Annotated in this window: 11 protein-coding genes and 1 pseudogene; 5 read left to right on the top strand and 7 right to left on the bottom strand. The window is 61.8% G+C overall.

Features of this window, described 5'->3' with window-relative positions; translation table 11 throughout:
• Both JWR14_RS13810 and JWR14_RS13805 read right to left on the bottom strand, forming a co-directional pair.
• A pseudogene (locus JWR14_RS13810) lies at positions 1-146 on the bottom strand (dihydroneopterin aldolase); the annotation flags it as partial.
• Positions 147-196: 50 nt separating this feature from the next.
• Entirely contained in the window at positions 197-1,036 is an 840-nt protein-coding gene (locus JWR14_RS13805; protein ID WP_299707498.1) for an SDR family oxidoreductase, read from the bottom strand.
• Between the two features lie 13 nt (positions 1,037-1,049).
• On the opposite strand from JWR14_RS13805, the gene JWR14_RS13800 reads away from it, so the two are divergent.
• Both JWR14_RS13800 and JWR14_RS13795 read left to right on the top strand, forming a co-directional pair.
• Positions 1,050-2,264: an SAM-dependent methyltransferase gene (locus JWR14_RS13800; protein WP_299707495.1), complete on the top strand. Its 1,215-nt coding sequence runs from the start codon at positions 1,050-1,052 to the stop codon at positions 2,262-2,264.
• Between the two features lie 4 nt (positions 2,265-2,268).
• Positions 2,269-2,463, top strand: coding sequence for a DUF2905 domain-containing protein (locus JWR14_RS13795; protein WP_031362236.1), 195 nt, complete (start codon positions 2,269-2,271; stop codon positions 2,461-2,463).
• A gap of 15 nt (positions 2,464-2,478) precedes the next feature.
• On the opposite strand, the gene JWR14_RS13790 is transcribed toward JWR14_RS13795, so the two are convergent.
• From JWR14_RS13790 to JWR14_RS13775, 4 genes are all read right to left on the bottom strand, one after another.
• On the bottom strand, positions 2,479-3,708 hold the full coding sequence (locus JWR14_RS13790; protein ID WP_299707492.1) for a multifunctional CCA addition/repair protein: 1,230 nt from the start codon (positions 3,706-3,708) through the stop codon (positions 2,479-2,481).
• Positions 3,705-4,325 (bottom strand): glutathione S-transferase family protein, encoded by a 621-nt coding sequence (locus tag JWR14_RS13785; RefSeq protein WP_299707489.1) that lies wholly within the window; start codon positions 4,323-4,325, stop codon positions 3,705-3,707. Before JWR14_RS13785 ends, JWR14_RS13790 begins: the two co-directional genes overlap by 4 nt.
• A 43-nt stretch (positions 4,326-4,368) precedes the next feature.
• Positions 4,369-5,322, bottom strand: coding sequence for a complex I NDUFA9 subunit family protein (locus JWR14_RS13780; RefSeq protein WP_299707486.1), 954 nt, complete (start codon positions 5,320-5,322; stop codon positions 4,369-4,371).
• A gap of 118 nt (positions 5,323-5,440) precedes the next feature.
• Positions 5,441-7,411: a lytic transglycosylase domain-containing protein gene (locus JWR14_RS13775; protein ID WP_299707483.1), complete on the bottom strand. Its 1,971-nt coding sequence runs from the start codon at positions 7,409-7,411 to the stop codon at positions 5,441-5,443.
• A 23-nt stretch (positions 7,412-7,434) separates the two neighbouring features.
• Here JWR14_RS13775 and JWR14_RS13770 point away from each other — a divergent pair, with 23 nt between their 5' ends.
• Complete coding sequence (locus JWR14_RS13770) at positions 7,435-8,028, top strand: 5-formyltetrahydrofolate cyclo-ligase (RefSeq protein ID WP_299707480.1); 594 nt, start codon at positions 7,435-7,437, stop codon at positions 8,026-8,028.
• A gap of 10 nt (positions 8,029-8,038) precedes the next feature.
• On the opposite strand, the gene JWR14_RS13765 is transcribed toward JWR14_RS13770, so the two are convergent.
• Positions 8,039-8,551, bottom strand: a complete 513-nt coding sequence (locus JWR14_RS13765; RefSeq protein ID WP_213767948.1) for a winged helix DNA-binding protein — start codon at positions 8,549-8,551, stop codon at positions 8,039-8,041.
• Positions 8,552-8,736: 185 nt separating this feature from the next.
• On the opposite strand from JWR14_RS13765, the gene pxpB reads away from it, so the two are divergent.
• On the top strand, positions 8,737-9,390 hold the full coding sequence (pxpB, locus tag JWR14_RS13760) for a 5-oxoprolinase subunit PxpB (protein ID WP_299707472.1): 654 nt from the start codon (positions 8,737-8,739) through the stop codon (positions 9,388-9,390).
• Positions 9,387-10,389, top strand: a 1,003-nt coding sequence (locus tag JWR14_RS13755) for a biotin-dependent carboxyltransferase family protein (RefSeq protein ID WP_299707469.1), incomplete at its 3' end; no start/stop codon positions are given. The genes pxpB and JWR14_RS13755, both read left to right, overlap by 4 nt.

The raw sequence follows: 10,389 nt of genomic DNA, 5'->3' as shown, positions 1-10,389 counted from the left end.
GGCACGAACAATTCCACGTTGATCACCACGCGCTGCTCGCCCTGCTTTTCGAAATCGTGCACGCCAATGTTGATGCGCACTTCGTAATTGCGCAGGAAAAGCCGCCGGCAATCGGCCAGCCGGGGATGCGAAAGTGCGGCAAGCATGGTGATGTCCTGGTGATTCAGATTCAGATTAACTTACTAAGATTGACGCACTAAACGCCGCCGCCCGGAGCGCGGCCTGTCGTCAAAAACATGATGTCGCGCGGCGACGGCACAAGATGCTGTCCGCCATCGACTACCAGCGTCGTGCCCGTCACGCCTGAAGCGTCGGCGAGGTAACAGGCGGCGGCAACCACGTCCTCCACCCGCGAAGCCCGGCCCAACGGCGTCACCTTGTGCGCGGCCTCGAACTCGGCCGGCGTCATGTCCGCCGATGGCAGCGTGAGCCCCGGCGCCAGCCCGACCACGCGCAACTTCGGCGCAAGGCCCTGAGCGAGCGCGACGGTCGCGTTTTCCAGCGCCGCCTTGGTCAGCGTGTACGACAAATAATCGGGATTCATGTTGTACAGCTTCTGGTCGAGCACGTTGATGACGCAGCCACGCCCGGTTTCACCGTCGACGGCAGCATCGGGCGTAGCGTCATACAGCGCGCGCGCCAAGGCCAGCGGCGCGCCAACGTTGATCGCCATCATCTCGAGCAGGCGCGGATAGCTGAAGTCGCGCGCCGTGTCTTCGACAAAACTCGACGCGTTGTTCACCACGCAATGCAGACCGCCTAATGCGTCGATACACGCCGGCACCAGCCGCGCCACGTCGCTTTCCACGCCAAGATCCGCGCGCAGAGCGACTGCCCGGCGGCCGAGGGCGCGTATCGACTGGACGACTTCCTGCGCTTCGCCCTCAGAACCGCCAAAATGCACGGCGACGTCCCAGCCGCGCGCGGCGAAACCGAGCGCCAGCCCGCGGCCGATGCGTTTTGCCGCGCCGGTGATCAGCACCACGCGGGCTTTCGGCGCGGAAGAATCTGGAGAAGTGGACGGAGAAACGCTCATTTACAATGCCGGAATGAATCCAAAAGCTCACGAATCCGACAGTTTACCTGTTCCCGGCCCCGACGCGCTCGCGCAGTCCGAGGCGCTGACCGAACGCATCCGCGCGGAAATTGCCTCGGCGGGCGGCTGGCTGCCGTTCAGCCGGTATATGGAACTCGCGCTTTATGCGCCCGGCCTAGGCTATTACACCGGCGGTTCGATGAAATTCGGCAAACGTGGCGACGACGGCAGCGACTTTGTCACCGCGCCGGAAATGTCACCATTGTTCTCGGCCACGCTCGCTCGGCCGGTTGCGCAGGCGCTGCGCGACAGCGGCACGCGCAATCTGATGGAATTCGGCGCGGGAACCGGAAAACTCGCCGCCGGCTTGCTGAACGCGTTGAAAGCGCTGGACGTTCCCTTCGATACCTACGCAATCGTGGATCTATCGGGCGAATTGCAGGAACGCCAACGCGCGACGATAGAAACCGACGCGCCCGAACTGGCGTCGAAGGTGAAATGGCTCAGCGCATTGCCCACTCATTTTGAAGGCGTGGTGATCGGCAACGAAGTGCTCGACGCCATGCCCGTGCGCCTGGTCGTGCGCAAACTCGGGGTGTGGCATGAGCGCGGCGTGTCGTGGACGAACAACCGTTTCGCGTTCGACGACAAACCCTTGTTAGCGGCGCTCGACGACCCGTTGCTGGCCGAAATTGATGCCACCATCGATGAAGTCAACGACGAGCCGTTCATCGAATACCTGAGCGAGACGCACGAAGCGGCGCTGGCTTTCACGCGCACCATTTGCGCGATGCTCACGCACGGCGCGGCGTTTTTCATCGATTACGGTTTTCCGCGGCGCGAGTTTTATCACGCTCAGCGCGCGCAGGGCACGCTGATGTGCCATTACCGGCATCGGTCGCACGGCGATCCGTTCTTGTATCCCGGGCTGCAGGACATCACGGCGCACGTGGAGTTTTCGGGGATCGCGGAGGCCGGCACGGACGCGGGCGCTGATCTGCTCGGCTTTACGTCGCAAGCGCGTTTCCTGATGAATGCCGGCATTACCGATGCGCTTTCCGACCTCGATCCTTCAGACGTCCGGCGCTTTCTGCCCGCGGCGAACGCGGTTCAGAAGTTGTTATCGGAGGCGGAAATGGGCGAGTTGTTCAAGGTGATTGCGTTCTCGCGCGGGATTGACGACACGCTGGCCGCGTTCTCGTCCGGCGACCGTTCACATACCTTATGACATCATGATCCGCTGGGTACTCACCACGTTCATTGCGTTGTCGATTCTCTCGGCGTGTTTGCCGTGGATGAAAAAACTCGGCATTGGCAGGTTACCCGGCGATTTCACGTTGCGCCTGTTCGGTCGGGAATATCCGTTTCCGTTCATGTCAACTATTTTGCTGTCGCTAGTGTTGTCGTTGCTGGCGCGGGCGCTTTAATTCACAACACCGCTTCTAAAGCACCGCTTCCACCGCCGCCACGCGCGCGGCGTGAACCGCGTCCTTGATCTTGCCCGGCTCGTTCGCGTACTGCTGCGCGACGGCGCCGGCATCAACTGAACGCGCCGCCACCAACGCTTCACGCAAGCGCTCAGCCTGCGGATACGGTTGCTGGCTCAAACCGAGCCGGCCGCGGGCATCGGACACACAGGCTTGTAGCGCTTCAGCAAACCGCGCGGGCTTGCGCAGCGCGTCGCAACGCTCGAATAAACGCACGAGCGCCGCCGCCCCAAACTCCATCACCCGATGAATATTGCCGTGCTCACGCGCCACCAGCAGCGCGAGATCGCGGCATTCGTTCGGCACGCGCAAGCGCTCGCACAACGGCTTCAGCAGATCGACGCTACGCCCTTCATGACCGATGTGGCGCGGCAGAATATCGTCCGGCGTGGTCGCCTTGCCGAGATCGTGAGTCAGCGCCGCGAAGCGCACCGGCAACGTATAACCGTGCGCCGCCGCGTAATCCAGGACCATCATCACGTGCACGCCGGTATCGACTTCCGGGTGATAGTCGGCGCGTTGCGGCACGCCCCACAGCGAATCCACCTCCGGCAGGATCCGCACGAGCGCGCCGCATTCGCGCAGCACGTCGAACATCCGTGACGGCGTCTTCTCCATCAAGCCACGCGACACTTCCTGCCACACACGTTCGGGCACGAGCGCATCGACTTCGCCGTCTGCGACCATGCGTTTCATCAGCGCGAGCGTTTCGTCGGCGATCGTAAAATCCGCGAACCGCGCCGCAAATCGCCCGACACGCAGAATCCGCACCGGATCTTCGATAAACGCATCACCCACATGCCGGAACACGCGCGCTTCGAGATCGGCACGGCCGTTAAACGGATCGATGACCGGCCCGGTCAGCTCGCCATCCGGACGCACTTCGCGCGCCATTGCGTTCACGGTCAGATCGCGGCGCGCGAGATCTTCTTCGAGCGTCACATCGGGTGCGTAGAAAAACTGAAAGCCGTGATATCCCGCCGATGTCTTGCGCTCAGTCCGCGCGAGCGCATATTCCTCGTGCGTTTGCGGATGCAAAAACACGGGGAAATCCTTGCCGACCGGTTTGAAACCTTGCGCCGTCATTTGCTCGGGCGTCGCGCCGACCACGACGTAATCGCGGTCCTGAACCGGCAGGCCGAGCATGTCATCGCGGATCGCGCCGCCCACGGCGTAAATGTTCATCGCTCGTTCCGTGCGCCTTCAATCCACTCTGCCACCTCAGGCAGTGCCGTGATGCGGGCGGCATAGCCAAGCGCAGTTTCGCTCAGCTTGGGCGCGTAGGAATTGAAGCGCATGACGACCGGCGCGAACATCGCGTCGGCAATACTGAACTCGCGGCCGAACAAGAACGGACCACCGTGCGCGTCGAGGCAATTGCGCCAGATCAGGTCGATCCGTTTCACGTTCGCCAGCGCGCCCGCCGTCAGCTCCAGACCGAACGCCTGGCGCTGGATATCCATTGACATCTGTTCGCGCAGATCAGCGAACCCCGCGTGCATTTCCGCACTGATACTGCGGGCGTGCGCCCTCGCGCCGGTATCGCGCGGCCACATGGCGTGCTGCGGAAACATCTCGGCCAGCGTCTCCATGATCGCGGCCGATTCCCACACGGCGTCGCCGGCATCGGTCACGAGGCAAGGCACTTTCCCCGACGGCGAATGCGCGAGGATATTGGCGCTGGAATCCGGCCGCCCGAGACGGATCATGACCTCCTCGAACGGAATGCCGAAGTGCTTAAGCACGAGCCACGGCCGCATGGACCACGACGATACATTCTTGTCACCAATAACGAGTTTCATCGCAAATATCTTGGGTTAAGGCACTGCTTAAGGAACGCCACGTTCACCGCCCGGCGGACGCGCGAAACGTATTGAAGCGCGAGCGCGACGACGAACCCGTGAGGTACATCGGCGCAATGGCTTCAATGCTCGCCGGTTCGATACCGAGTTCCGGCGCCATCGGCCCGCTGGCGACCGCAGGCGTTTTCATGGAATCGAGATTATCGCGCGACATCATGGGTTCGCCAGGCGCGAGTTCAAGCGACATCGCCTGGAGGCGGCCAAGGCTGTTGGGCAGACGAATGATCTTTGCGTTCTTGCCGATCGCCGCGCCGCTGAAGCGGACCAACTCTTCCAGCGTGTACACCGTCGGTCCGGCGAGCTCGTACACACGGCCGCTGGCGGCATCGAGATCGAGCACGTTGGCAAAGGCCTTGGCAACATCGCCGACAAAAATCGGCTGCATCTTGGCCTGCGAACACGCCAGAGGAATCACCGGAAAGACCCGCTCGAGAAACGCGAACTGATTCAGGAAATTGTCTTCGGGGCCGAACACCACGGATGGACGAAAGATCGTGGTCGCCAGATTCGATTCGCGTACGGCTTTTTCGCCGTCACCCTTCGAGCGCAGATACATGCTCGGCCCTTTCGGGTCCGCGCCAAGCGCGCTCATGTGGATCAACCGCCGCACGCCTTTCGCCTGACACGCGGCCACGATCTTGTTGGGCAACTCAACGTGCGCCTTGGCGAATTGCGGACCGTAAGGATCGCCACGCTTGCCGTGCAGAATGCCGACCAGGTTGATCACTGCATCGGCTTGGGAGACGAAGGCGGCAAGCTGGGCGGGATCGTAGACGTTGGTTTCGATCACATCCACGGGCAGCAGCGTCAGGTGCGCCGCATTCTCGCGGCGCCGCGTGGCGATGCGCACGTTCTTGCCAAGCTCGACAAGCGCATTCACCAGATGACTGCCGATAAACCCCGATCCGCCGATCAACGCAATGGTTTGATGCCGCATGTTCGCCTCCATAAGTGGCGGTTCGCGAAAGCGTCAGGGCGGCGGCGCCGCGCGTGGCTTTCGACTAACCGTATTAACCGGAAAAGCGAAACGCGCGGCGAGTCGTGTTGCAGGCCGCTTACGGCGCGATATAACCGAGCCGCGCTTTCAGCGATTGCGGACGGCCCTCGAACAGCGCCGCGTAATACACGGTGTTCGACAGCACGTTCTTGACGTAATCGCGGGTTTCGGTGAACGGAATGGTTTCAGCAAAAATCGCGCCCTCTACCGGTGCGCTGAGCGTGGAACGCCACTGCGTTGGGCGTCCCGGGCCCGCGTTGTAACCGGCGGTGGCGAGGACGGCGGAATCGTCGAACTGGTTGTAGACCATCGCCAGATAATTCGTGCCGAGCAGGATATTCGTGTCGAGGTCGTTCATCTGTTCACGCGATACCGGTCCCATGCCGATTTTCTTCGCCACGAGTTGCGCGGTGCCGGGCATCAACTGCATCAAGCCGCCCGCGCCCACTTCCGACTTCGCGTTGATGATGAAACGCGATTCCTGGCGAATCAGGCCATACGCCCATTCGATATCGAGTCCGGTGTTCTTCGACTCACGCTGAACCACATCACGATACGGCGCCAAATACCGCAACGAGAAATCGTGCTCGGTCTTGGTTTTGTCCGCGGTGTTCACCGCTCGATCGAACAATTCGATTCGCTTTGCGTACTGCGCGGCCGCGATCAATTGCCGGTCGGTCATGGTACGCAGCGGCCAGTTCCATTCACGGTTGCCTTCGAGCCGGAGGTTCATGGCGTAGAACTTCTGCGACAACGCAAAACCCGGCACCGTTGCAGCCTGGGCAATTTCAGCGTCGCTGACTTCCGTGCGCGGCGGCACCGTGATCTTCTGGCCGAGTTCTTCAGACGCCAACTGGCCGTAGAAGTTGAACTGATCCGCGATGCCCGCGAATTCCTGATTGGCCGTGGCGGTGTCGCCTGCTTGCTTCAGTGCGCGCGCGTGCCAGTAGATCCACGCGGGCTGGTTGCGCAGCGTGGGCGGCATTTGTTCGATCGACCAGCGCACCATGGTCCAGTCGCCGGCGAGCAATGCGCTGCGCGTGCGCCATTCATAGGCGGGATTCGACAACGGCGCATTCACCGAAAGGCGGTACCAGTCGACCGCGCTCGGCATGCGCTTCGCTGCGGCCTGATAAGCGATCGTGCCCCAGCCGACAGCGCGTTCCGTTGGCGTCAACGCTGGCGCGACCGAGCTGAACGATGCGGCAGCCATGGCCGGATCGTTGCGCGCCATGCGGGTGATGGCGACGAGCGCGAGTTGATGCGACGACGTGTCACGGCCTACGCCGCGTGCCAGATACAGCGGCGGAGTACTGGCGGCGGTGTCGAAGACGCTTTGATCCGGGCGCTGCTGGCCGAGTGCGTCCGCGATCTTGCTTGCCGTGTTCGTGTAGTTCTGCTCGTAGGCGAGGCGGACTTGCTGCCAGACGTCGTCGGCGGTGAATTGTTGCGAGACGGCCAGCGCGTTGATCAGGTCGACGCAACCATCGCCATACCATTTAGGATCGACGAGCAAAGCACGCGCAGCGTCCGCGACATTTTCTCCGCGCGACGCCCGCGCTTCGAGCGCGTAGCATTTCACCTGCGTGTCGTCGTTCAGTACGAAGCGCGAGTATTGGTCGAGGAAATTGCGCCAGTCGTGGCGAGCACCGAGCACGGTCAGATAATCGTTGCGCATGCGGTCGGCAATCGCCTGGCCGTCATAGCGCTGCAGGAACGCGAGCACGGGCTCGTCCGGCGCATCGACGCGTGCGTGTCCTTGCGAGTCGAAGAGTTGCGGCTTGATCGTGAAGTATTCGATATAACCCGGCGCCGGATAATTCGGAATTTGCGCGGCGAGTTGCATGGCACGGCCGACGTCATTCGAGCGCGCGGCTTCGCGTAACTGGATGAAGGTGCGGTCGTCCGACGAGAGCGAATAATCAGCTGCTGCCGGACGCACGGCGGAGGCGCTGCCGCATCCGATCAGCGTGATCGCAGCGAGCGTGGTTGCGACTGCGAGATATACTCGTTTGAGACGTTTTGACATCGTTATTTCTGGAGCGCGAAGTGATGCAAAGCATAGCATGCAACCCTCTGCTGGAAACCAAAAGCGCGCTGCGTGCGAACCTGCTCGCGACCCGCGAGGCGCAAGGCGCTCGGGCCGATCAGGACGCACGTGGTGAAGCGTTGGCGCGACGTTTGATGGAAGCGGTCGCACGCTTCCCGAATACGTCATGCATTGGTTTTTATTGGCCGGTGGCCGGGGAGTTCGACGCGCGTGATGTGCTGACTGTCTGGCTGGCACTGGATGCATCGCGGAAGGCGGCGTTGCCGGTGGTGATTGCGCCAAGGTCGCCGCTGGTTTTTCATGCGTGGCAGTCGAGCGCCGCGATGAAGAGAGGGCGGTACGGCATTCCCGTGCCGGCAGAAGAACGCGTGGTGGTGCCGGACTTGCTCGTCATCCCGTGTGTGGGTTTCGATATTGATCGATATCGGCTGGGATATGGCGGCGGGTATTACGATCGGACGTTAGCTGACTGGCCAGGTGACCGGGCGCCGGCGACCATTGGGGTAGCGTTTGAATCCGCGAAATGCGACGCCCTGCCGAGAGGGGAATTTGATCTGCCACTCGGGGCGATTGTGACGGAGTCGGCAGTCTATTGAGCCGGCAACCCTACAGCGAGGCTGCGGCCCTGGCCGCAGTATCGTAGAGACCGGAGGCATTTCGCAGCAGTTGCGCCGCTTCGCCTATCTGCTCATTGGTCAGCCCGCTCTCCTTCAACGTGCTGATCAAGCAGCTCTCCCGCACCTCCCGGTACTTCCCGCACAACTCCCGTCCTGCCGGCGTTGCGGAAAAGAACACCTCCTTGCCGACTTTTTCGCTCTTCACATAGCCCCGCGCCATCAGCTTCTTAATGGCATAGCTGGCAACGTGCGTGTCCTCTATATTGAGAACAAAGCAGATATCGGCAATCTTTTTCTTCCGGTCACGATGGCTCACATGATGCAGCAGCGATACTTCCACCGCCGTCATGTCCTTCGCGCCCGCCGCCGACATGCATCGAACCATCCAGCGGTTGAACGCATTGCCGGCCATGATCAGGCCATATTCGAACTCGGACAACTCGGCGCTCGTTTCAGAGACGAGATGCTCGGACGAAACGATCTTGGTCGGGTGACGGGGCATGGCTATTTCGACGGAAGAATATGTCGGCGAGTGTAGCGTATGGAACGAAATTTACCGCTAGGTCTAAATTCTTATTGATAATTTGTCGATAAATTATTGACAATGTACATTCCCGAGTTAGCGTCGAGACGGCTTCTCTTTCGCCTTTCGTTGAAGCGCGCGCTCGATTACCGGCAAAACCCAGCATGACACCACCCAAAATTCATCCACTCGGCGACACCGCGCTTGTTTGCGAAGCGCCCCCGCCCGCCACGATCGAATGCCAGCGCCGAATGTGGGCGCTCGCCGATGCGGCGCGCCTGTGGCCGCATGTCGTGGAAGTGGTGCCGGGCATGAACAACCTCACGCTAGTCTTCGATCCGCTCCAGGCCGATTCCGCCGACCTTGCACAACAAATGAAAAACGCGTGGGAGCAAGCAGCGGAAGTCGATGTGGGCACCGCTGAAATCGACATTCCCGTGCGTTACGGCGGCGCCAACGGACCCGATCTTGCGTCACTGGCGAAGTCGCTCGGGCTGAGTATCGATGAACTCGTGAAGCGCCATACGCAAGCCGATTACATCGTATTTTTCCTCGGTTTTCAGCCCGGCTTTGCCTACCTCGGCGGCCTCGATCCCTCGCTGCACGCGCCTCGTCATCCCAAACCGCGGCTGGAAGTACCGGCGGGGTCGGTGGGTATCGGCGGGGAGCAGACGGGTATTTATCCGGCGGTGTCGCCGGGTGGCTGGCAGTTGCTGGGACGCACGGATCTCAAACTCTTCGATCCCGCCCGCAACCCGCCCACGCTCATGCAACCCGGCGATCACGTCCGTTTTACCGCGCTGGAGGTGCTCGCATGATCGACGTCATTCGCGCCGGCATGCTCACCTCTGTGCAAGATCTTGGCCGCGCGGGGTATCGGCACCTGGGTGTCAGCTCGGGCGGCGCACTGGATGCGCTGTCGCTGGAAATCGGCAACCGGATCGTGGGCAACATGCCTGGCGCTGCCGGCATCGAACTGACGCTTGGACCCACCACCCTGCGCTTCACACGCGCCACCCGCGTGGCCATCACCGGCACGGATTTCGCTGCCACGCTGGACGACAAGCCCGTCTATTCGTGGTGGAGCCTGCCGGTCCAGGCCGGCCAGGAACTGACGCTGCGCGGCGCCAGGCACGGCATGCGCGGTTACGTGTGCGTGGCGGGCGGCATTGATGTCCTTCCCATGCTCGGCTCCCGCAGCACCGACCTCGGCGCCTGTTTCGGCGGTCTCGGTGGCCGGGCGTTGCGCGATGGCGATCGTTTGGCCACGGGCGTGCCGCAGCCGAACAAAACCGCGGTGTTTTCATCGGCGGGATCGGCCTTTGGGGTGAAAGCGCCCGCGTGGTGCAAGTTCGTTTATGTGGAAGAACCGGTGCGGCGCGGCAAACACACGCCGGGCAATTCATGGTCGCTGCCGATCCGCGTGTTGCGTGGTCCCGAATACGAGACCTTCACGCAAACGGCCCAGCGCGACTTCTGGAACGAGGAGTGGACGATCACCCCGAACAGTAACCGCATGGGGTTCCGGCTCGCCGGCACGGTCCTGGAACGCGGCGATAAAGCCGACTTGCTGTCCCACGCCGTATTGCCCGGCACGATTCAAGTCCCGCCGAACGGTCAGCCCATTGTGCTGATGGGCGATGCCCAGACCACCGGCGGCTATCCAAAAATAGGCTCGGTCATCAAGGCTGACTTGTGGAAGCTCGCGCAAGCGCGGCTCAACAGCGGTGTGCGCTTTATCGAAACAACGGTTGAAGCCGCGCGTCACGCGCTGGCGGAAGAGCGCATGTATGTGAAACAGGTCGAATCGGCTATCG

The organism is Caballeronia sp. (genome assembly GCF_028292365.1).
GTDB lineage: Bacteria > Pseudomonadota > Gammaproteobacteria > Burkholderiales > Burkholderiaceae > Caballeronia.
This window is presented reverse-complemented; position numbering and strand designations above follow the sequence as displayed.

Bases quoted from the DNA above. Each gene is read 5' to 3' on its own strand.
- JWR14_RS13785 (WP_299707489.1), bottom strand. From the start codon at position 4,325: ATGAAACTCGTTATTGGTGACAAGAATGTATCGTCGTGGTCCATGCGG.
- JWR14_RS13805 (WP_299707498.1), bottom strand. From the start codon at position 1,036: ATGAGCGTTTCTCCGTCCACTTCTCCAGATTCTTCCGCGCCGAAAGCC.
- JWR14_RS13795 (WP_031362236.1), top strand. From the start codon at position 2,269: ATGATCCGCTGGGTACTCACCACGTTCATTGCGTTGTCGATTCTCTCG.
- JWR14_RS13780 (WP_299707486.1), bottom strand. From the start codon at position 5,322: ATGCGGCATCAAACCATTGCGTTGATCGGCGGATCGGGGTTTATCGGC.
- pxpB (WP_299707472.1), top strand. From the start codon at position 8,737: ATGACACCACCCAAAATTCATCCACTCGGCGACACCGCGCTTGTTTGC.
- JWR14_RS13770 (WP_299707480.1), top strand. From the start codon at position 7,435: ATGCAAAGCATAGCATGCAACCCTCTGCTGGAAACCAAAAGCGCGCTG.
- JWR14_RS13765 (WP_213767948.1), bottom strand. From the start codon at position 8,551: ATGCCCCGTCACCCGACCAAGATCGTTTCGTCCGAGCATCTCGTCTCT.
- JWR14_RS13790 (WP_299707492.1), bottom strand. From the start codon at position 3,708: ATGAACATTTACGCCGTGGGCGGCGCGATCCGCGATGACATGCTCGGC.
- JWR14_RS13775 (WP_299707483.1), bottom strand. From the start codon at position 7,411: ATGTCAAAACGTCTCAAACGAGTATATCTCGCAGTCGCAACCACGCTC.
- JWR14_RS13800 (WP_299707495.1), top strand. From the start codon at position 1,050: ATGAATCCAAAAGCTCACGAATCCGACAGTTTACCTGTTCCCGGCCCC.